The organism is Dulcicalothrix desertica PCC 7102 (assembly GCF_003991905.1).
Taxonomy (GTDB): domain Bacteria; phylum Cyanobacteriota; class Cyanobacteriia; order Cyanobacteriales; family Nostocaceae; genus Dulcicalothrix; species Dulcicalothrix desertica.
In genome coordinates, this window is sequence record NZ_RSCL01000004.1 from 161,335 (window position 1) to 181,055 (window position 19,721).

24 protein-coding genes and 3 pseudogenes are annotated in these 19,721 nt (G+C 37.7%); 10 read left to right on the forward strand and 17 right to left on the reverse strand.

Going from position 1 to position 19,721, the window contains the following annotated elements:
* Positions 1–116: 116 nt before the first annotated feature.
* Positions 117–1,430, forward strand: coding sequence for a bifunctional ornithine acetyltransferase/N-acetylglutamate synthase (gene argJ / locus DSM106972_RS09930; protein WP_127080552.1), 1,314 nt, complete (start codon positions 117–119; stop codon positions 1,428–1,430).
* A gap of 32 nt (positions 1,431–1,462) precedes the next feature.
* Here argJ and DSM106972_RS09935 read toward each other — a convergent pair whose 3' ends face one another.
* From DSM106972_RS09935 to DSM106972_RS09950, 4 genes are all read right to left on the reverse strand, one after another.
* Positions 1,463–2,275 carry a CheR family methyltransferase gene (locus DSM106972_RS09935; RefSeq protein ID WP_127080553.1) on the reverse strand — a complete coding sequence of 271 codons (813 nt, stop codon included), beginning with the start codon at positions 2,273–2,275 and terminating at the stop codon, positions 1,463–1,465.
* A gap of 22 nt (positions 2,276–2,297) precedes the next feature.
* Positions 2,298–2,891, reverse strand: coding sequence for an adenylyl-sulfate kinase (gene cysC, locus DSM106972_RS09940; RefSeq protein WP_201800707.1), 594 nt, complete (start codon positions 2,889–2,891; stop codon positions 2,298–2,300).
* A gap of 224 nt (positions 2,892–3,115) precedes the next feature.
* Positions 3,116–3,904 (reverse strand): carbonic anhydrase, encoded by a 789-nt coding sequence (locus DSM106972_RS09945; RefSeq protein WP_127080554.1) that lies wholly within the window; start codon positions 3,902–3,904, stop codon positions 3,116–3,118.
* Between the two features lie 250 nt (positions 3,905–4,154).
* A complete protein-coding gene (locus DSM106972_RS09950) occupies positions 4,155–5,240 on the reverse strand; it encodes a glycolate oxidase (protein WP_127080555.1) in 1,086 nt (361 codons plus the stop codon).
* Positions 5,241–5,309: 69 nt separating this feature from the next.
* Here DSM106972_RS09950 and DSM106972_RS09955 point away from each other — a divergent pair, with 69 nt between their 5' ends.
* Positions 5,310–5,624, forward strand: a complete 315-nt coding sequence (locus DSM106972_RS09955; RefSeq protein WP_127080556.1) for a hypothetical protein — start codon at positions 5,310–5,312, stop codon at positions 5,622–5,624.
* 7 nt (positions 5,625–5,631) lie between these two features.
* Complete coding sequence (locus DSM106972_RS54820) at positions 5,632–5,763, forward strand: hypothetical protein (protein WP_267901086.1); 132 nt, start codon at positions 5,632–5,634, stop codon at positions 5,761–5,763.
* A 43-nt stretch (positions 5,764–5,806) separates the two neighbouring features.
* Here the strand turns inward: DSM106972_RS54820 and DSM106972_RS09960 are convergent, their stop codons facing one another.
* The 8 genes and pseudogenes from DSM106972_RS09960 to DSM106972_RS55735 all read right to left on the reverse strand — a co-directional run bounded on the left by DSM106972_RS09960 (position 5,807) and on the right by DSM106972_RS55735 (position 8,318).
* Positions 5,807–6,226: a pepsin/retropepsin-like aspartic protease family protein gene (locus tag DSM106972_RS09960; RefSeq protein ID WP_127080557.1), complete on the reverse strand. Its 420-nt coding sequence runs from the start codon at positions 6,224–6,226 to the stop codon at positions 5,807–5,809.
* Positions 6,219–6,437 (reverse strand): hypothetical protein, encoded by a 219-nt coding sequence (locus DSM106972_RS09965; RefSeq protein ID WP_127080558.1) that lies wholly within the window; start codon positions 6,435–6,437, stop codon positions 6,219–6,221. Before DSM106972_RS09965 ends, DSM106972_RS09960 begins: the two co-directional genes overlap by 8 nt.
* Before the next feature lie 184 nt (positions 6,438–6,621).
* Positions 6,622–6,801 (reverse strand): annotated as a pseudogene (locus DSM106972_RS09970) (MFS transporter); the annotation flags it as partial.
* Between the two features lie 55 nt (positions 6,802–6,856).
* Positions 6,857–7,087, reverse strand: a complete 231-nt coding sequence (locus tag DSM106972_RS09975) for an AMIN domain-containing protein (RefSeq protein WP_186538867.1) — start codon at positions 7,085–7,087, stop codon at positions 6,857–6,859.
* A 106-nt stretch (positions 7,088–7,193) separates the two neighbouring features.
* The gene (locus tag DSM106972_RS09980) at positions 7,194–7,544 is read right to left on the reverse strand and encodes a hypothetical protein (RefSeq protein ID WP_127080559.1); all 351 of its coding nucleotides are present in this window, start codon (positions 7,542–7,544) and stop codon (positions 7,194–7,196) included.
* A gap of 151 nt (positions 7,545–7,695) precedes the next feature.
* A pseudogene (locus DSM106972_RS09985) lies at positions 7,696–7,947 on the reverse strand (XisI protein); the annotation flags it as partial.
* An 85-nt stretch (positions 7,948–8,032) separates the two neighbouring features.
* Positions 8,033–8,152 carry a hypothetical protein gene (locus DSM106972_RS55730; RefSeq protein ID WP_411675295.1) on the reverse strand — a complete coding sequence of 40 codons (120 nt, stop codon included), beginning with the start codon at positions 8,150–8,152 and terminating at the stop codon, positions 8,033–8,035.
* Positions 8,153–8,228: 76 nt separating this feature from the next.
* The gene (locus DSM106972_RS55735) at positions 8,229–8,318 is read right to left on the reverse strand and encodes an element excision factor XisH family protein (RefSeq protein WP_411675296.1); all 90 of its coding nucleotides are present in this window, start codon (positions 8,316–8,318) and stop codon (positions 8,229–8,231) included.
* A 251-nt stretch (positions 8,319–8,569) separates the two neighbouring features.
* Between DSM106972_RS55735 and recD2 the strand changes: the two genes are divergently transcribed.
* Together recD2 and DSM106972_RS10000 are read left to right on the forward strand one after the other, a co-directional pair.
* Positions 8,570–10,798, forward strand: coding sequence for an SF1B family DNA helicase RecD2 (recD2, locus tag DSM106972_RS09995; RefSeq protein WP_127080560.1), 2,229 nt, complete (start codon positions 8,570–8,572; stop codon positions 10,796–10,798).
* 8 nt (positions 10,799–10,806) lie between these two features.
* Entirely contained in the window at positions 10,807–11,205 is a 399-nt protein-coding gene (locus DSM106972_RS10000; RefSeq protein ID WP_127080561.1) for a helix-turn-helix domain-containing protein, read from the forward strand.
* A gap of 281 nt (positions 11,206–11,486) precedes the next feature.
* Here the strand turns inward: DSM106972_RS10000 and DSM106972_RS10005 are convergent, their stop codons facing one another.
* The 3 genes and pseudogenes from DSM106972_RS10005 to DSM106972_RS55325 all read right to left on the reverse strand — a co-directional run bounded on the left by DSM106972_RS10005 (position 11,487) and on the right by DSM106972_RS55325 (position 12,972).
* Positions 11,487–12,077: a nucleotidyl transferase AbiEii/AbiGii toxin family protein gene (locus DSM106972_RS10005; protein ID WP_127080562.1), complete on the reverse strand. Its 591-nt coding sequence runs from the start codon at positions 12,075–12,077 to the stop codon at positions 11,487–11,489.
* A 59-nt stretch (positions 12,078–12,136) separates the two neighbouring features.
* A complete protein-coding gene (locus DSM106972_RS10010; RefSeq protein WP_127080563.1) occupies positions 12,137–12,349 on the reverse strand; it encodes a hypothetical protein in 213 nt (70 codons plus the stop codon).
* Between the two features lie 122 nt (positions 12,350–12,471).
* Positions 12,472–12,972 (reverse strand): annotated as a pseudogene (locus DSM106972_RS55325) (Uma2 family endonuclease).
* A 43-nt stretch (positions 12,973–13,015) separates the two neighbouring features.
* Here DSM106972_RS55325 and DSM106972_RS10025 point away from each other — a divergent pair.
* Positions 13,016–13,714: a TIGR02117 family protein gene (locus DSM106972_RS10025; protein WP_127080565.1), complete on the forward strand. Its 699-nt coding sequence runs from the start codon at positions 13,016–13,018 to the stop codon at positions 13,712–13,714.
* Positions 13,715–13,770: 56 nt separating this feature from the next.
* Here the strand turns inward: DSM106972_RS10025 and DSM106972_RS10030 are convergent, their stop codons facing one another.
* Positions 13,771–14,349: a TetR/AcrR family transcriptional regulator gene (locus tag DSM106972_RS10030; RefSeq protein ID WP_127080566.1), complete on the reverse strand. Its 579-nt coding sequence runs from the start codon at positions 14,347–14,349 to the stop codon at positions 13,771–13,773.
* A 108-nt stretch (positions 14,350–14,457) separates the two neighbouring features.
* Between DSM106972_RS10030 and DSM106972_RS10035 the strand changes: the two genes are divergently transcribed.
* Complete coding sequence (locus DSM106972_RS10035) at positions 14,458–15,138, forward strand: NADPH-dependent F420 reductase (protein ID WP_127080567.1); 681 nt, start codon at positions 14,458–14,460, stop codon at positions 15,136–15,138.
* Between the two features lie 315 nt (positions 15,139–15,453).
* On the opposite strand, the gene DSM106972_RS10040 is transcribed toward DSM106972_RS10035, so the two are convergent.
* Positions 15,454–16,131, reverse strand: coding sequence for a PEP-CTERM sorting domain-containing protein (locus DSM106972_RS10040; protein WP_127080568.1), 678 nt, complete (start codon positions 16,129–16,131; stop codon positions 15,454–15,456).
* Between the two features lie 532 nt (positions 16,132–16,663).
* On the opposite strand from DSM106972_RS10040, the gene DSM106972_RS51315 reads away from it, so the two are divergent.
* The 3 genes from DSM106972_RS51315 (at position 16,664) to DSM106972_RS10050 (ending at position 19,717) form a co-directional block, all read left to right on the forward strand.
* On the forward strand, positions 16,664–16,837 hold the full coding sequence (locus DSM106972_RS51315; RefSeq protein ID WP_158632800.1) for a hypothetical protein: 174 nt from the start codon (positions 16,664–16,666) through the stop codon (positions 16,835–16,837).
* A gap of 108 nt (positions 16,838–16,945) precedes the next feature.
* A complete protein-coding gene (locus DSM106972_RS10045; protein ID WP_127080569.1) occupies positions 16,946–18,208 on the forward strand; it encodes an ATP-dependent DNA ligase in 1,263 nt (420 codons plus the stop codon).
* A gap of 12 nt (positions 18,209–18,220) precedes the next feature.
* On the forward strand, positions 18,221–19,717 hold the full coding sequence (locus tag DSM106972_RS10050) for an ArnT family glycosyltransferase (protein WP_127080570.1): 1,497 nt from the start codon (positions 18,221–18,223) through the stop codon (positions 19,715–19,717).
* The last annotated feature ends 4 nt before the right edge of the window (positions 19,718–19,721 follow it).

Sequence of the window (19,721 nt, forward strand, 5' to 3'; positions counted from 1 at the left end):
CCATGAAGCATTTTTACTAACATCCATATATAGTTGCTGGTTATTTAACAAAATACCATTAAGTGGTGACACTATATTGATATAATCGCCAGTCAGTCATAATTGCGGGTAAAGTCATGGCAGACTGGCATGAAATAGATGGTGGAGTTACGGCGCCTAGAGGATATCGGGCAGCAGGAATAAAAGCTGGGTTAAAACCTTCGGGGTTGCCAGATTTAGCGTTGATAGTATCGGATGTAGATGCGATAGCAGCAGGAGTATTTACAACGAGTCACGTGAAGGCAGCATGTGTAGATTATTGTCGTGAGCGGTTGCAAAGTAAACAAATAACCCGTGCGGTTCTTTGTAATGCGGGACAAGCGAATGCAGCAACAGGTGAACAAGGAATGCGCGATGCACTCGAAAGTGCAGAACTTTTGGCTAGTGCATTAAATATTTCTTCAGAATCAATACTATTGGCATCAACGGGTGTAATAGGGCAACGTATCAAAATGGATGCGATGCGAAGCGGAATTCCTAAAGTTGTTGCGGCACTTTCGGGAACTGGTTCTGATGCGGCAGCAGGAGCAATTATAACTACCGATTTGGTGCCAAAAACAATTGCATTAGAGACAACTATTGGAGATAGGACAGTACGAATAGGTGGAATAGCTAAAGGTTCAGGGATGATTCATCCTAACATGGCAACATTACTGGCATTTGTAACGTGTGATGCGGCTGTTTCACCCCATTTATGGCAGCAAATGCTTTCGCGTGCTGCGGACAAAAGTTTCAATGCCATAACTGTAGATGGTGATACTAGCACCAATGATAGTTTAATTGCGCTTGCCAATGGTGAATCAAGAACTCCTGCAATTACAGAAATGGGCACCGAGGCAGAAAAGTTAGAAGCGATGTTAACGGCAGTGTGCCAGCATTTAGCTAAATGTATTGCTCGTGATGGAGAGGGTGCAACTTGCTTGATAGAAGTACAAGTAGAAGGGGCGCCAGATGATGCAGCAGCACGTACTGTAGCAAAAACGATAGTAGGTTCATCGCTAGTAAAATCAGCAATATTTGGGCATGACCCAAACTGGGGAAGAATAGCAGCAGCAGCAGGACGCGCGGGAGTTGTATTTGAACAAGAGAACTTGCGAATTCAACTTGGTGATTTTTTACTAATGGAAAATGGGCAACCATTACCCTTTGACCGTTCGGGTGCAAGTAATTACTTAAAACACATTGCTGCAAATTCAAGTATAAAGAGCGATTTTACAGCAACCAACATGAGCAACGACCTTACAGTTGACCGTAGCACCGTGGCGCCGCAACGAGTGGATAACCCAGTGATAATTAAAGTCAGCATTGGTAACGGACACGGTTCGGGTATAGCTTGGGGTTGTGACTTGAGTTACGACTACGTGAAAATTAATGCCGAGTACACAACTTAACGTAAGGTGGGCATTGCCCACCCTACTGTGATTTAAATACAGCGGCGATATATTTTTTCAACTTTATCTATATATTTATAACTACCTTCATAGGGTGAAAAGCGTATAGATTCTTGTTTGCCTAATACCAATATACCAAAATTATTTAAACTATCATAAAATAATTGATGAACGCGGGTTTGCAAAGTTTTGTTAAAATAGATTAAAACATTACGACAAATAATTAAATTAAATTCATTGAAAGAATTATCACTAGCTAGGTTATGCAAAGAAAAAATCATATTATCACGTAAAGACGTATCAAATATTGCATTTTTCCCAGATATTAAATAATATTCAGAGAAAGACTTTTTACCGCCAGATTGGAGATAATTTTGTGTATATTCCTGCATGAATTTAAGAGGAAAAATACCTGTTTTAGCTTGACGCAATACTCTTTCGTTAATATCAGTTGCATAAAGACGGCAACGATGATATAAACCTTCTTCTTGAAGTAAAATTGCCATCGAGTAAACTTCTTCACCAGTTGAACACCCAGCGTGCCAAATTCTGATAAACGGATAAGTTCGCAAGATAGGTATTACTAAGGAGCGCAAAGCTAGAAAAAAACTGGGGTCGCGAAACATTGAGGTAACGTTAACTGACACGTTAAGCAAAAAACGTTCCATACACTCACGGTCGTGTAAGATTTTATCTTGGAGTGCAGAAATTGTTTTTAGTCCTTCTATGCCAACAATATATGAAATTCTACGTGTAATTGAAACACGAGAATAATCACGAAAATCAAAACCGTAGTAACGATATATTCCCTCTAGTAGTAAATCGACTTCAATATCTTCTAACATGATTCATGAAGTATTAAAATTATCAATTCAAAATAGCTTTTAAATTGTGAATTTTAAATCTTAAGCTGTGACTATCAATTAAAGGCAGGTAATATCCTAACTCTTCCATTTTTCTCAACACTTTACCTGCGCTTTCGGCTATTGTCTCTAGGTGTGTATTACAAGTCACTTCGGGAAAAAGAGGCGCCTCGTAAGGGTCATCAATACCAGTAAAGTTTTGAATTTCCCCTAAACGTGCTTTTTTGTACAAACCCTTAACATCGCGCTGTTCGCACACTTCCAAAGGCGCATTTACATATACTTCTAAAAAATCTGCCGTGTCTAAACGCATCTGATTGCGAATTTGACGGTAAGGTGAAATTACTGAAACTAGTACAATTACATCATTGCGTGTAAGTAAATTCGCAACATAACCGATACGACGAACATTTTCATCGCGGTCTTCTCTACTATAACCTAGTCCCTTAGTTAAACACTGTCTTAGCACGTCACCATCAAGAACTTCAACTTTATAGCCTTGAGAGCGTAACTCATTTTCAACAACACGACTAATAGTTGTTTTACCAGCACCGCTCAATCCAGTAAACCACACTGTTAAACCTTTTTGCTCAATCATTGCTTTTATAATAAATTGACGTATCAAATTATTAACATATATTAAGCTTATACATCATCGTTCCTTCTCTAGATACTATTGTAAAAGTTAATACCTCTACCGAGAGATATATTTATTGACTAAGTATGAATATGTATATATTTCATGGGAAAATATGAATGCACTTGAGTTTTAAACTCAGAAACCGGGTTTCTACGTAATGAAGAAACCGGGTTTCTAGAATTTTAGTTAGATGAACCTCGGTAAATTCGGTCAACTTGCGATTGTGGAAGTCGCGTCATGGGGAATCCGTGAAGTCTGTCAAAAATAACTTCTTGAGGTTCAGCAGGGGTTCTTGTGCCATAACCATTTGAATCGCCATTAGTTGATATCTCATCATCTAGCGAAGGAAGCAGACTTTGAGCTAAGACGTAAGAATGAGTTTCGGGGTCGTATGCTAAAACTTCTCCAGTCTCGATATTATAAATCCATGCGTAGATGCGAAGTTGATTGTGATAAAGCTTCGAGCGAACTACCGGATAAGTTCTCAAGTTTTCAATTTGAGTTAAGACATTTTCTGCGGTAATAATTTCGAGCAGTTCCTCTCCCTTATAGTGACTGTAGTGTTCCTTTGCTAAAAGTCGAGTAGCTTCTGTATACTTCAACCAGTCATGCACAAGTGGCATTTCCTCATCTAAAGTATGGAGCTTCGTCAACCCTTTCATGGCGCCACAGTGTGAGTGGCCACAAACAATTATTTGCCGAATACCCAGAGCTTGGATGGCATATTCAATCGTGGCGCCTTCACCACCGTTAGTGGCGCCATAAGGTGGAATAATATTACCAGCATTGCGAATCACAAACAATTCGCCTAATTCAGCTTGCGTAATTAAGTTTGGGTCTACACGCGAATCTGAACAGGTAATAAATAATACCCTAGGTTTTTGACCATGAGAAAGCTGTTCAAAAAGTTGTTGATGACTACTAACATACGTAGACTTAAACTCGCGCAGCCCTTTGATTAATTTCTTCATTATGATTAACTTTTAGCAATCAGAGACTGTAATATAGCAATCTGTGTATCATTTGTAAAATACCAAATTGTTGTAGAGACGTTACATGTAACGTCTCTACATTGCACATTTTTGCACGGACTGCTATACAAATTTTCTCTCAAACGGCTGATATAATACCGATGTGTTATGAAATTGTGAGTAATCGTTATAGTACCAACTAAGTATAAGTCGAATTTTTGTGAATAAAGTTTATGAATTAAGAATTATTTTAACGAATTAAACTAGACTCAATATCCTGTATACATGTACATCCACTTAAAGCCATAGCTAAATCAAACTCCGCGCGTAGCAGTTCAATAACATGAGTGACACCCGCTTCACCGTTTAAAGCAAGTCCCCATAATATAGGTCTACCAATTAATACAGCATTGGCGCCATAAGCGATTGCTTTGAGTATATCAACACCTCGACGAATACCACCGTCAACAAGAACTGCTGCAGTATTATTAACTGCTGCTACAATATCGGGTAATGCTTCAATTGATGCAATTGCACTATCTAACTGGCGCCCGCCATGATTAGATACTATTATTGCCTTGGCGCCGCATTTTACTGCATTCACCGCATCATCCGCACGTAAGATACCTTTTATCACCAAAGGTAAGGGTGACAAAGATTGTAACCATTCTAAATCTTGCCAAGTAACTGCTGGGTTGAGTTGTTGAGCAAAATAAGCGAATAAACCAGATTCTCCTTGTTCATGGGGAATATCCAGACCAGACATACTTGTTAAATTAGCCAAGTGTAACCCAGTCGGTAAAACAAACTGATTACGTTTATCACGTTCACGCTGTCCTAATAAAGGTGCATCAACAGTTAAACATAATGCTTTGTAACCTGCGGCAAAAGCACGTTCTACCAAAGCACGAGTTAAACCTTTATCTTTATGAATATAAAGTTGAAACCAGCGTAGACTATTATTACTACTTGCTGCGACTTCTTCAATGCTCTTAGTAGACATAGTACTGAGTATCATTCCGGCGCCAGTCGATGCAGCTGCTTTTGCAGTAGCAACTTCACCTGAATTATGAGCAAGACATTGAAAAGCCATCGGGGCAATAAGTATAGGTAATTGTAGAGACTCTCCTAAAATATTGACCTTTAAATCACGCTTACTTACATCTACGAGCATTCGAGGTAATAATTTTATGCGTTCAAACGCTGCACGATTATCACGTAATGTTACCTCATCCCAGGCGCCACTGCTATAATAATCAAACGCCATTTGGGATAGATGACTTCGCGCGCGCTGCTCATATTCAAATAGATTAATAGGTAGCGAGTAATTAGCCATAAAGATGAGTGGAAGTAATACGTTTATATTCGTAAAATAAATTGTATCGTTTAACTTTCTATAAGTACTGTGCTTAAAAAACTACTAATTCTTGTATCGCTGACTTCCCCCCTCTGGGTAATAACAGCATCAACTGCCCAAACACAACCTACCGAAGCAGAAATTCGTGAAGCTTGCACTACTGGGCAAGTTAATAAATTACCGTCACCATATACCGATGTATCCAAAAACCACTGGGCATACACAGCAGTAGCGTCGCTGTATTACTGCAAGTCTAGAGGTATCTTTGGAACGGCGCCTACGAGTCAACTACAAACAGAACAGAAATTTGGAGAACCAAACCCAGCAACACCTTATAAGGCGCCAACAAATCCAAACAACTAATTAAAATATGGAACAAACAGGGGTTACGTCGGAAAAGTTTGAAGTAGCAAAACATCATGGTGCAAATGTCGCAAGAGTTACAGCGCATTTACAAGGCAAGAATTTACTAGCAACACGAAATATTGGTATACCTAGATAGCTATGGAAACAGCCTAATGGCACCAAATATTGTTTAGCCGCCATCAGGTTATTTTAGGGGTAATTTCAAATGCTAATTCTGAACGGTAAAAACATACATCAAAAGCCACGAAGAAATTCATATGTCCAAGAATTAATGGAGCATTTCTGTCTTTCGTCCAAGCGAAAGCTAGTTCGACAGGAGGAAACCGTTCAATATTTGCTATCAATAATAATGCTCGTGCGTCAAACCTCGCTAAATTACCTCCGAGTGGAACAGAGAGCGTTTGGCGTTCCCAAACAGCTCCTAACCTTAATCCTATTTCGTAAGGTAATACATTGACACTAGAACCTGTATCTAGCAAACCCGATACACTTATAGAACAGTTCTGGTAAGTCAGGATTAATGGTAGATAAGGTAACGTACTCAATGCACCAAGTTGTGGGTCTACCTGAGTAAATGCAAATCTAACTTTATCAGCCATGTGTTGCAGTTTTTCCCTCTGCTAGAGCTTTTGCTAGTACAGCAGCAGCTTCAAAAGAATCATGTAAACCTTGGCTTGCTATTTTATTGTGTCCGTTTAGTGGTACCAAACCTGATTCCTCTAGCAATTCTGCTGTTAAAAAATTTATTACTAGGAGTTTTTCAGATTGAGATAACTCTTTAAGGCAAGGTATTAGTTCTGTAAGAGACATAAACTGAAGGTTTGACGAGTATAGTCTATATATATTTTACAGCACTAACAGGCTCGGTGCCTATATTATATTCCTAACAGTAAATATTTTCTGGTACGAACAGGCGAGACGCCTATCCTACAGCAACTGTGCGTATTCTGGTGACTAAATATACGCTGATTAAGCTGATTATTGTAGTAGCAACAATGAACGGCGCCCAAAGAAATTTTAATCCAGATGGAAGCATTAATAATCCCATATAACCAATTACATCCAGCGACATGTTTTGTTGTCGCATGAAAACTGGTAATGCTTGGATAAAAAAGGTGGTGGGAATAAATTGTGATGTATAAAGCGTAGCAAGTAAAATTAATTTATAAAACATATCTTATTATTGCTTGTCTGTGTAGAGACGCGATAAATCGCGTCTCTACTGTGATTTAAAGATTGGTTCTAATTTGCACACCATAGGTTACTGGGTCGCCAAAACCTGCTGTAACGGTTGGTGCATTATCAACTCCAGTAACCCTAACTTGCACTTTATTCTCTAACTGGGTTACTGTAATAACAGAAATTCCCTCTGCTGGATTTTCCGTCGTAAAGTTATCTGTATCAGGTAAAGCTAAAACTGCATTTGGTATATCTGTAAGCAGAAAGAATTCATGCAGCAACTATAGCTGCAGAATCTCTCTCAGGTAAATTAATAAGTGTGGTACGCTCTTACTGAATAAAAGAAATAAAAACAGCGATTAGAGAGAATGAAGAAGCGATGAGCATCTAATTTGGAAGACTTATTTCACCGAATTGTAACATTTGGAGTGCCCTGGCACGGCAAGTAAGACAATCACAACCAAATTGTGCGCTTGCTACATCTCCAACTGTGTCGCTGCTTGGGTCAAGAGAGAATAGTCTAGGATTTAAATATATAACCTTAGTTGCGGCAGGCTGCGTTGCATTTTTTACTTCGGGGCTGGCGCCTGCTTTTGTATTACGATAAACTTTGTACTGCTGAAGTTGGTTTACAACAGTTATCGATTGTAAAGGCGTTTGAGCGTGAGCATTACTCATCCAAAACGTTAAAGATAGAAAATTAATACAGCCAAGAAGCGCTAGAGTTAGTTTGCTCATAGGATATACAAATAAATACTCAAAATTTTACTTTATCATTATCTCAAGACTGGCGCCAGTTTAATTTAAATTGTTGGATGAACTACATAACGAGTTTTGGGATATACATACTCAATAATACGTCTACTTAATAGTAATTTTATATCCTGTTTTATTTTTGGAATAAATTTTTCTGTTTCAAAAGCTTTGGTACACCCAAGGTTTCCAAATCGAGAACAATCCCTATTTCCGTGCCATCATGTTGAACCCAAATTTTACCATCTTTAATATCTAAGTGCAGCACACAACCATATATTCGTCGTTGATTCCGCCAACCAACGTGGACTAACTGATAATGGTCGTGTTCCTTATCAAATACTGTTTGAGCTTCTACATCTTCATTTAGACTTTTATGATTACTATATTCAGTTAGTAACCTTTAAATATATTCTCGATACTTTTCTACTTTATCCATTTGGCAATTACCTCCGTTAATGAGTTAAAAACAATTAATTTAATATTATTGTTCCGAATAATCTTCTGAGTGAAAGATAGCTGAAAAATGAATCATAAACATCTAAAGGTATTGCTAAATATAAGATTCTGTCTGGTTGCTCATCTTCTAGAATAGAACGTTAATTAATAAATTGACCGACTGCTACGTGAAATTCAGTAATATTAGAATAGCCGTAAAAAGCTTTTAACTTATACTGCAATTTTGTCGCCATCTCGTTCTGCTGCAATAATTTTTTCTGCTCCAATATCAACATAAATTTCTACGCCTCTAGAACGAATATAAAACTGCTCATCAGTAACTAACCAGTCATCTTTGTATTAATGCATTCTTTACAGCATCATGGAAAATATCTTTGGCAGGCATTGGAAAACAGTTTTTGATACTTATTTTACTTGAATTATTAATTATATACTAACAATCGTAGCACATCGTATAATTTGCATAAGTAAATTATACAGTAGTAGTGACTGAGGTTTTCAACACGTCATAAAAAGTTAGGTATAATATTGGCGCCAATCCCAATAATATAATGTCTAGCGCACATCCAAACCAGCCAGTAAATGCTACTCCCAAGTATGAGTCAATAACGGGAGTGGTAGAGCGTCTTACTTTTCATTCGGAAGAGTCAGGTTACACTGTCGCACGCTTACAGCGTCCGGGTGCATCTGATTTAACAACAATTACAGGTAGTTTTGCTGGCATTCAACCAGGACAAACACTTCAATTAACAGGGTTTTGGCGTGAACATCCACAGTATGGTTTACAGTTTCAGGTAGTAAATTATAAAGAGACGAAACCTGCCACACTGACGGGAATGGAGAAATATTTGGGTAGTGGGCTAATTAAGGGTGTTGGGCCAGTTACAGCCAAACGTATAGTAAATCATTTTGGGCTGGAAACTTTAAATATCATTGAAAATCAAATAGAGCGTTTGCAAGAAGTTAATGGTATTGCGAAGAAACGTATTACCATGATTCAGAAAGCTTGGCAAACACAAAAAGCCATTAAAGAGGTAATGGTATTTTTGCAAACTCATGGCGTTTCCACTACATACGCGGTCAAGATATATAAGCAATATGGGGATTTATCGATACATCAAGTTAACGAAAACCCTTATCAGTTAGCAACGGATATATATGGCATTGGGTTTTTGACTGCTGACCAAATTGCTCGTAATTTAGGTGTCCCTAGTGATTCGGAATTTAGATACCGTGCGGGTCTGATTCATGTATTGAGCGAAGCAGCAGAAGAAGGACACTGTTATTTGCCACAACCAGAATTAATACAGCATGTAACCCAACGGCTAAAAACTAATGACCACGAACCAAATGAGGCAACTATAACTGGAATTATCAGTAAAATGTCGCGCGAGAATGAATTAATACGAGAAAACAGCGATGATACAATTATATGCTACAAGCCAACTTTCTTTTATACTGAACAAAATCTCGCTATTAGTTTACAACAACGTTTAATTCCCACTATTAATATAGATATTCCGCGCGTTCGCAATTGGATAGAACGTTTTTGTGATAGTCGCAGAGTCACTTTATCACCTCAACAGCAGCAAGCTGTAGAAATAGCTGCTTACTCAAATTTGATGGTAATAACAGGTGGACCAGGTGTAGGAAAAACTTTTACTACTCATACAATTGTAAGCTTATGGAAGGCAATGGGTAAATCTATTGCTCTCGCGGCGCCTACCGGACGTGCAGCACAGCGACTTGGTGAAATGACAGGTTTGGAAGCAAAAACTCTGCACCGACTTTTAGAATTTGACCCCAAGACGCGCGGGTTTAAGCGCAATAAAAATAATCCGCTACCGCATTCTGCAATTATTGTAGACGAAGCGAGTATGTTAGATTTATTTTTAGCGCACTCGCTAGTACAAGCATTAGGCGATGCTCAGTTATTATTAGTAGGGGATATCGACCAACTACCATCGGTAGGCGCCGGGAATGTACTCGCTGACTTAATAAATTCTGGTAAAGTACCTGTAGTTCGACTTACACAAGTATTTCGTCAAGCTGCTACAAGTAAAATTATCACCGCTGCCCACCAAATAAACCTTGGACAGCAACCCAATATCGAAGCTATTTCCAACACACCAAAATCAGATTGTTTATGGCATGGAGGAGGATATCAGCCAGAACATGGAGTACAAGCAATTTGCGAACTAATAAATGATTTTATTCCCAAACTTGGTTATCATCCTGCCACTGACGTACAAGTACTGTGTCCAATGAGTCGCGGTTTAGTAGGTACACGCAATCTCAATAACGTATTACAACAATTAATTAACCCACCTAGTTCTCAAAAAGTTGAAGTTACCAGAGGTGGGACAATTTATAGAACCGGAGACAGAATAATTCAGCTAACTAACGATTATCAGCGTGAAGTGTTTAACGGTGACGTTGGTTTTATTACCCATATAGACACCGAAGAACAAGAAGTTAAAATTCTATATCAAGAACGCGAAGTTACTTATGACTACGCTGACCTTAACGAAATAGCACTCGCGTGGAGCGTTACAATTCATAAAGCCCAAGGGTCCGAATACCCAGTGGTAATATTGCCTTTATATACGCAACATTACATGATGCTATCACGCAATTTACTTTACACAGGACTAACGCGCGCGAAGAAGTTAGCAATTATTATTGGTTCCAAGAAAGCAATATATATGTGTGTTCGTTCTACTAAGTCACAGGAACGTTATACACAGTTACAACAGAGATTAATAATCCCCCTTAACTAAGTGGAAAAATGACCCATACTTTTAATTCTGAATTTTACGCTAAATTATTAGCTCAATATCAGCCGAAAACAATTACTACAGAGGAAGATTCGGAGCGTGCAATAGCTTTGGCAACAGAGTTAGAGCATCGTACTCGTCGAACACCAAAAGAAGATACATTGTTAGAGCTATTAGTAACACTAATTGAGAAGTTTGAGGAAGCTCATTACCCTATACCACAAGGTACACCGCATTCAATGTTACATCATTTGATGGATGCCCGTGAATTGGCGCCAGAAGCATTAGTTGAAGTAATTGGCTCTAAGCGAGCTGTTTTCGAGATAATCAATGGTGAACGCAGCATTAGCAAAACTCAAGCACAAGCGCTAGCAGATTTCTTTAAAGTTGATATCAGCTTGTTTTCGTAACAAATGTAGAGACCGAATATACTCGGTTTCTATAACGCAAGATTTTTCTGCAAAGGAGTAATTTAAAATATACCTTGTTGCAACGCTTCAAACTTTGCCACAACCGTATTAAATTTATCATCCCACTCATCTGAGTCAAATGTAGAGGGAACTAACTGAGGAAATAAAGAATTTTTTCTATTTAAAATATTTTCGATAATTTTTGTGAACTTGTTGATTACAATTTGACTAAAAGTATTTTTAATATCACGCCCTAGTAAGAAAGCAGGCGCCTCAGAGTATTATATTACTTCTTCAGATAATTCATCAATGAGTTCACTAAATACACGTTCATCATCATTATATTTTTCAAGTATAAAATAGATATCTTCTAAATCCTTTTTAGCTTTCCGGTCATTCCAGGCAAATAGCTTTAAGACTAAAAAGGCAGAAATATTGATAACTTTAAACTCAACTTCTTCTATTTTTCTTGCCTCTGCGGTTGCAAAAGCTTCATCTAACCCAAGAATGTTCATTTGATTCCCATCTGACCATTCTATTTGTTGATTTGGTTGTCCAATAGTACCAAAAGGTACTATATCTACTTCGGTATCTGTCGAAATATGTATAAACTTGTGTGAAACTTTAGTTGCTTTAAAAAGTGGGCTTAACCCTTCGGTCATTGCTCTACTGAAAGCTTGAAAATCTAACCAATTGTTTACTTGTATAGCAAAGTCTAAATCAAACGTACCTCGACCTGGAATTTTCAACTGATTGTCAAAAACTAGCACTCTAGCACCTGCACCAACCAACATGATAGATAATTGTAAACTATCAGCGATGCTTTTAATATCCAGTAAAACTTGCTTTTGTTTATCTTCTATTTTACACATTTTGCTGTCTATCTAAAATAAATTTATCATAAATACGTTCTGCTGTTTCTCGCAGCCTATCATGGTTTAAGTTTAAGTTTAGCCGAAGAAGTCACATATGGCTGTATTGTGTAAGGGTAGTCCACTGAGTTAACCGGACTATGTATTGTTAAAATTCCATCAATATTTGTTTTATCGGGTATATTGTATTTTTCATGTAAGGTTGCCCGAATATCTGGCAATACTTTTAGATTATCTAGACACTTTTGCAGTAATTTGTCTTCGTCACTCATATATATATGTAAATTACAGCGGTTTACGCATCCACTTATATTTTAAATTATTTTTGAAAAATCTACATATTTGTAGGGTGGGCACTGCCCACCTTACTACTGCTTTTACCAACAGTTTTAAATTATACGTTTGTAGCCCATAAGTTAGATACATTAAGCGACCAATCTGGTAATAATTCAGGGAGGGTCAATGTATCACCGTCTTCTAATAGAGTAACAGCGGCGCCAAGCTTATATATAGATACATTACGTTGGTCTGGGTCAATGAGAATTCCAAATTTAATTCCCCATTGTAATTGTAGAAAAGCCTGCATTTTTTTCTGTAACGGGAGTAAACGGTCGAAAGCTGTTTTTACTTCCATTACAAGTTATGGCGCCATTTCTGGATAAGTGCGAGGTGTACGTTTTAATCTTTCGCGCGAGATATACGAACAATGGGGTTGCAAAATCTCCCCGTTGGTTAACTGATAACCAACGCGCGAGCTAAGAACATATCCAAGGTTGCGGGGTTCAACCCAAGAAAATAGATGAGCGCAGAAACGAGTGCTAACTTCTGAAGATGTAAAGTCAGGTGGAGATTGTATTGATTCATCTTCAACGTTTAAAGTAGTACTTACGCTGATGAAAAAAAACTATTATATTTAGCAGGGACAGGACTTGTTGCTTATGAAACTACGACATCAACTCAAAAAATATCGCAAATTATTTCTAGTTACAATTTTAGCTGCTGTGATGATAACTATACTCGGCGCCTTTACTCCGACCAAATGGTATTATGATTTTAGCAGTCCTTGTAATGTTAATATTTATGTAATTAATGGTGGTCTACACAGTGATTTGATATTACCAGTAAAAACGTCAAAGTTTGACTGGAATCATTTTATTCCATTAGAAGAAATTGGCACCGACACAAATCAACAATATCAGTATCTCAGTTTTGGTTGGGGAGAGCATGACTTTTTTATTAACACCCCAACGATAGCCGACATTAGAATTCATACTGTTATCAAAGCTTTATTTTACCCGAATAATACTTCGGTGATGCATGTTAGAGGTTTTAATAATTTACCGAATAAAAAATATGTTGATATCAAATGTGTACGTATTAGCTATGATAATTATCTGAGACTAGTACAATTTATTCAACGAACCTTTCAACTTGATAATACAGGTCGTGTAATTAGAGTTGCCAATGGTTATAATGCTTATGGTGGATTTTATGGCGCCATTGGTCGGTATTCAATTTTAAGAAATTGTAATGACTGGACTGCAGAAGCGTTAAGAACAGCTAATGTCAATACTCCTCTTTGGAGCAGTCTTTCCGCTCCTATTATGTGGCATCTTAGAAGTAATTGTAATTGTTAATAGTAGGGTGGGCACTGCCCACCTTACAAATACAGACACATCAAAGCGAATTTCTGTCATTGTTTATTTATTAACCCTTCTGCAGCTTCTGCCAAAGATACTTTTGCTACTTTACCAAACAGGCGCCGCTGTACAAAGGCGCCGTCTATCAACAACAATAAAATACTAGCAAGCTCATATGCATTATTTATATTCGCTTCTTCTCCAAGTTGAGTCAAACGTGCTAGCACTGCTTCTTTATGTTTTACAGCTACTTGATGTCCCGGATAATCTAACTCTCCATATTCTGCGGTTGTAATAATAAACGGACATCCCAAGCACTCTGGTTTTGCTAGTAGTTCATCTAACCATGTGAATACTCTTAATAACTTTTCTACTGAGTGTGACGGATACTTAGCTAGTTCAGCTTCCAATAAATCCCAAAACCGCTGGTTACGCTGTTCTAGATATGCAACTACCAAATCATCTTTTGATGGGAAGTATCTATATAACGTTGATTTTGCCACTCCTGACTTTGCAATAATCGTATCTACACCTGTCGCTCTAATCCCTTCACTGTAAAATAATTCATCTGCAATATTCAATATTTGCTCACGCAGTAAGGGTTTCGCGCCATCTTGCAATTTTTTAGGCATTAGGTTCTCCATTTTTCGTATAACCCTATTGACATGATACAGACCTGTCTGTAATATTTCAATTATAGATATAAAACAGACCTGTCTGTATTAATCAAGGATAAAGCAATGAAAATTGGAATTATTGGCAGTGGAAACATGGGACGTTCACTGGGTATTCTTTGGGCAGAGCAAGGACATCAGGTATTTTTCGGCTCGCGGGATAGTGAAAAAGGGAAAGCAGTTGCTCAAAAAGCTGGACTAGGAACACAAGGAGGAACAAACGATGAAGCGGCAGCATTTGCAGATGTGATACTGTGGACAGCGCGCGGAGTTATGCCATCAGAGTTGTTATCTAACAAAGAAGTTCTCAACGGTAAAATTATTATTGATTGTAATAATCAGGACATTCCAGAAGAATTTGCATATCCTGCGATAGTAGAATCTTTGGCAGAAAAACTTGCTTCAGATGTACCAAACGCGCGTGTAGTCAAAGCTTTTAATACAATGGCACAAGAAGTATTTGAATTGGCGCCTGCACCACTCAAAGATTATCAAGTTTCGGTATTTGTAGCTGGAGATGATGAGCAAGCTAGAAGTACAGTCATGCAGCTTGCTACTGTAATTGGGTTTGCACCAGTAGATTCCGGGGTTTTACGTAACGCGCGGTTAGTAGAAGGGTTGGGAGACTTTATACGGATGATAATGATAGGTCAGCAACAAGGTTCTTATGCGACTATTTCGGTTAACGTTTTACCAAAAGCGGAACAACAGCGTTTAGGTGGAAGACAAGCTTCAGCATTATATTAAATTTGGGTTGACAAGCTGTTTTAATTGCTGGTAGTTCGTTTCATCATTGATTACGCTCCTTGTGAAACCCAAAATTTGTTTTCGAGTAAATATTTCTCCTAGTAAAAGGAGATTATTTATTATTTTATCAGATATTAATTGTCTGGTATTTGAGTTTTTAAGCAAATATCTGTTTCCAAGCTTATATCGTAACTGCTCAATGAGTGAGCAATAACTATTAAAATTCAAATTGTAAAGACAACACGCTTGTCATAAAACACCTCGATTCCCGGTTTATTAAAGAAACCAGGAATCTTATATTTGTTTTAGATTGAATCAAGTTCTGCGCGCTTTGATCTGATTACGTTTAATTGTTACGGCGCCTAAACCAGCAAAGAAGAGAGCAAATACGGAAGTTGGTTCGGGAATAGCGGTGTAATAACTAGCAACGCGGATTGGACCGTCTTGGTCTGCTGGTAGCGGTGCTGCTGGTGGGATAATTCCACCACCCGGTCTCAGGTCGGGTTTGCTAGAGAATGGATTGTAAAATACCGCTCCATTACTGATTTCACCACCGCTAAAAGTTATTCTGTTGCCTGTTACAGTAACGTCTTTAAAGATATCTGTTAGACCAGGTGTGGTTGAGTACCCGATTTTTCCATCTCCGTTCACATCTCCCCACTCAACTGGTTCGTTATTAAACGCAGGAGTCACGTTCGGATTGCTATAGGCAAGCGTTTCTAAATCAAATACAAAACTGCCTATATTATTTCCTGTCGCGTTTAGCAAGTTGTTTGCGAAGTCTGGAACTCCATATTCAATAACTTGTCCAGGTTGTATATCTGTCAACCTTCTTGGATTTCTTGTCGCTAAGATATCTTGATTTGCTGTTGTCACAAGTGGTTCGACAAAAATTACAGCATTTGCGGGTTTAAACGACAAAAAAGCAATTGCTGTTGCTCCTATGGAGGTAACAACCACACGAGGTAGAGCAGTTCTTAAACAAAGCTTCATGAATTACCTATGTAATTTAAAGTTTTGACAAAGAAATATACTTTGCCATAGTCGTAATAATACCGTACCTCACTTGTCTAAACCCGATTTTCTTAATAACTGTCAGAATTAACAAAAAATAAATCATCGTAAGGATTCAAAGAAAGCTCAGAATTATCTATTTTTTCGAGCTTGTTGACAGCTTATTAGAGAAACATGTCGATTTGAGTTGAAAACAACAGTTTCAAAAAATATACCGTCTAAGCGAATTATTATTTCGCTCGCTAGATGATGTAACCGAAGATACTTTTATTGATGCAATAGAGCGCATATCGTCTCATTCTTTAGATAGAACAATGAGCAGGAAATGGGAGTTAGGGGCGCCAGCACCTTCAGTCTAACTTAACGGATGGCATGTTGGAATTTGTGGTTCATCGCTATACCCCTCTGTGTTCTCCGTGTCTCTGTGGTAAAAATCATGAACTGGACTGCACAGGGGCGCTCCTGCCTATGCTACAACATCTCAAATTTGATAAAGGAACAGTAGTGGTTCATGTCATCAGTTTTGGGGTGTCGGCTGGCAACGGATGTAACGGATGTAACGGATGTAACAGATAAGTTATTGGTTACAAACGCTCATCTAATTGTTAAAAATAAACCATCAGTTACATCCGTTTATCATCCGTTGCTAATATTTCTACCCACCAAAATTAATGACATGAACTAGTAGTTGACGATTTGATTGTGAAAGCTTAGATTATTAATATATTTGTACCAAATATGAAGCTGTCTGTTGATGTCTGTTTAATTAACATTTTTTACAACACCCATCACTATGAACATCTCTGAATATATAGAATCTAAGCGTCATGCGATAAAGAAAGTGAAGAGCGATATCCGCGAACGCTGGAATAACCGTTTGGTTAAGAACTCATGGCATTTACAAGGAACTGACGGCGCCGCTCAATATCTAGCAAACTACGGTAACAACATTGGCATTGATAAAGTTATAGGGTTTGCAGTGTGTGCGGAACAAGAAGGATACCCGGAAGTTGCAATGGGGTTTTGGCAGAAAGCTTTTGAAATTGAAACAGGTGCGGCGCCAGTTCCAAAAAAAACAAAAGCTGCTGTTAAGGCTTCCACCAGTCCAGAGTCTACGGTTATTGTAGAAGCGGCGCCAAAGTTAGTTGAAGAGTTACCATCACATTTGCAACCTGGACGAATTGTAACGATGCAGGCAGTTGATGCACCGTTTGACCGCTCATATTATATAGATTCTCCTGATTATTGGGGACAACCTAAACGGGATGGTAATAGGTTGGTAGTAGTTGCAACGAAAGACAAAGTTTATTATCAGTCCCGCTCAACCAACATAAAAGCACAACCATCTATAGAAATTAATAATTTATTGCTTGAACTAGCAAATCAAATAGGTACTTTTGTTCTTGATGGTGAGTTATACTATCGGTCTTCAACAGGTAGTGAACATCGAACTGCACCGCAAGCAGCAATGGTAAATGAGCAAAATGGACAACCTGTTGTCGCAATACCTATTTACGCTATTTTTAAAGCTTTGTGGTTCTCTGGGCAAGATTTAACTAATAAAAGTGAAGTTGAACGCATTGCAGCTGGAGAAAAAATCGGCAAACATTTAGATACTCAATATTTTGAAGTTGTTCCAACTGCCAAAACTCAGGCAGAAAAAGCATCTCTAGCAACTAAACAGCAATCTGAGGGTAGAGAAGGTGAAATATGGGTATCACATAGCTGCCAATATACTGGCGGAAAAGATACACGCACTTATGTAATGGTACGTACAAAATATAATTTGGAATTAGATTTAATTATCACCGAATGCACCAAAACAACTGTAGTTGGTAGACCATTTAGTGCTATTAATGTGGCACAAGAAGTGAAGGGTAAATTAGTACCAATGGGTTCAGTTGGTACAGGATTTTCACAACATGATATGGAAGAAATTGCTCGGCGCCACTCTGCAAACCCCGGAAGCGTTAAAATTACAGTGCGCTGTCAAGGCTTAACCGAACGCGGTAAACTATGGCACGCGCGCTTCATCGGAATTTGTGAAGATAAATGAGTATATTTGAAGATGAAAAATATATCAACACTTAAATGGAAAGAATTTTTATGGTTCAACTTATTTATACCTGGTATATTTTTTATCTTCGCTTTTTATATAATGCCGATTTGGCGAGCATTTGAATTTGATACAAGCGATGAAGGAATCGAATTAATCAAAACGTCTTTATATTTACGGGGATTTGATTTATATACACAAATATGGAATGACCAACCACCACTCTCAACTATTGTTTTGGCTCAGTGGTTTCGTTGGTTTGGTGAGTCGATAGTTTCAGCAAGACTTTTAGTTTTATGTTCTTCAACGCTACTTGTGTGGTCATTTTGTCAAACTATACGCATTTATGTAGGTAATATTGCAGCAACTGCAGGCGCCTTTTTGTTAGCTATCTCTTGTAATTTCCTCAGAGTTAGTGTTTCTGCAATGATTGGTCAGCCAGCGTTAGCAATGGCAATGATGTCTATTTATATGTTAATGCTGTATAGACAGAAATTATCAAAGAGTTTAATTATAACATCTGGTATCTTTTTAGCGCTGTCGCTACAAATTAAATTATTTACTGCGTTTTTAGTCCCACTAATTATATTAGAATTGATTAATATCAGATTAGAAAAAGATTCTTGGCAATTTAAAAAAGATATATTTGTTGATATTCTTACTTGGATAGGCTCTTGTGGATGTGTTTTTTTGCTAATTAGCTTTATATCTAATTCCTTGAGCTATGAGCAATTATTTGGCTCTCATTTTGATGAAGATGTTAAAACAGCATTTGATGTAGGTAATAGTGTGAGACTAACACTTTCGTTTTTGTTACAAGATTTTGATTATATGCTCCTAGCAATTCCAGCAATAATAATTATCTTTAAAAAACGCGAATGGAATAAAGCTTTTCCAATCATTTGGCTCTTAACAGCATTTTTGCTCATTCTTACTCATAAACCTGTTTGGTATCACCATTATCTGTTAATTTCAATACCATTAACTTGGCTAGCTACCTACGGGGTAGAATTAGCAATTAATTATTTGAGAAAAAACCGTAATAAGTTACAAACAAAGCTAAATAATCTTCCCAAAATATCTTTACATAAATTATCAACTTATTTTTTAATATTATCGCTATTTTTCATTCCAGTTAAACTGACTATTATCACGATGGAAAATAATAAATATATTCAAGAAAGTAAAGAAAAAGTTGAATTACTAAATGTTGTATTAAATCATAAACAAAATACGCAATGGATATTTACAGACTGCCCAATTTATGCATTTTACGCTGGGTTACGTATTCCACCAGAGGTAGCTGTTTTATCGCATATCAGACTTCGCTCAAACACTATCACGCGCGAGCAGTTTCTCTCAGTCTTTAAAAATTACCGTCCTGAACAAGCTTTATTTTGCAAATCTAGAATGATTCGCGATTACGTTGATAGTCATATCAGCCAGTATTATACAAAAACATTTGAAAACGGCGCCGGAACTCACTATTTATTAAAAGAGAAATTTTAGTGAG

Coding starts and splice junctions, on each gene's coding strand:
- argJ (WP_127080552.1), top strand. CDS start 117: ATGGCAGACTGGCATGAAATAGATGGTGGAGTTACGGCGCCTAGAGGA.
- DSM106972_RS09935 (WP_127080553.1), bottom strand. CDS start 2,275: ATGTTAGAAGATATTGAAGTCGATTTACTACTAGAGGGAATATATCGT.
- cysC (WP_201800707.1), bottom strand. CDS start 2,891: ATGATTGAGCAAAAAGGTTTAACAGTGTGGTTTACTGGATTGAGCGGT.
- DSM106972_RS09945 (WP_127080554.1), bottom strand. CDS start 3,904: ATGAAGAAATTAATCAAAGGGCTGCGCGAGTTTAAGTCTACGTATGTT.
- DSM106972_RS09950 (WP_127080555.1), bottom strand. CDS start 5,240: ATGGCTAATTACTCGCTACCTATTAATCTATTTGAATATGAGCAGCGC.
- DSM106972_RS54820 (WP_267901086.1), top strand. CDS start 5,632: ATGGAACAAACAGGGGTTACGTCGGAAAAGTTTGAAGTAGCAAAACAT.
- DSM106972_RS09960 (WP_127080557.1), bottom strand. CDS start 6,226: ATGGCTGATAAAGTTAGATTTGCATTTACTCAGGTAGACCCACAACTT.
- DSM106972_RS09965 (WP_127080558.1), bottom strand. CDS start 6,437: ATGTCTCTTACAGAACTAATACCTTGCCTTAAAGAGTTATCTCAATCT.
- DSM106972_RS09980 (WP_127080559.1), bottom strand. CDS start 7,544: ATGAGCAAACTAACTCTAGCGCTTCTTGGCTGTATTAATTTTCTATCT.
- recD2 (WP_127080560.1), top strand. CDS start 8,570: ATGTCTAGCGCACATCCAAACCAGCCAGTAAATGCTACTCCCAAGTAT.
- DSM106972_RS10000 (WP_127080561.1), top strand. CDS start 10,807: ATGACCCATACTTTTAATTCTGAATTTTACGCTAAATTATTAGCTCAA.
- DSM106972_RS10005 (WP_127080562.1), bottom strand. CDS start 12,077: ATGTGTAAAATAGAAGATAAACAAAAGCAAGTTTTACTGGATATTAAA.
- DSM106972_RS10010 (WP_127080563.1), bottom strand. CDS start 12,349: ATGAGTGACGAAGACAAATTACTGCAAAAGTGTCTAGATAATCTAAAA.
- DSM106972_RS10025 (WP_127080565.1), top strand. CDS start 13,016: ATGAAACTACGACATCAACTCAAAAAATATCGCAAATTATTTCTAGTT.
- DSM106972_RS10030 (WP_127080566.1), bottom strand. CDS start 14,349: ATGCCTAAAAAATTGCAAGATGGCGCGAAACCCTTACTGCGTGAGCAA.
- DSM106972_RS10035 (WP_127080567.1), top strand. CDS start 14,458: ATGAAAATTGGAATTATTGGCAGTGGAAACATGGGACGTTCACTGGGT.
- DSM106972_RS10040 (WP_127080568.1), bottom strand. CDS start 16,131: ATGAAGCTTTGTTTAAGAACTGCTCTACCTCGTGTGGTTGTTACCTCC.
- DSM106972_RS51315 (WP_158632800.1), top strand. CDS start 16,664: ATGTCATCAGTTTTGGGGTGTCGGCTGGCAACGGATGTAACGGATGTA.
- DSM106972_RS10045 (WP_127080569.1), top strand. CDS start 16,946: ATGAACATCTCTGAATATATAGAATCTAAGCGTCATGCGATAAAGAAA.
- DSM106972_RS10050 (WP_127080570.1), top strand. CDS start 18,221: ATGAAAAATATATCAACACTTAAATGGAAAGAATTTTTATGGTTCAAC.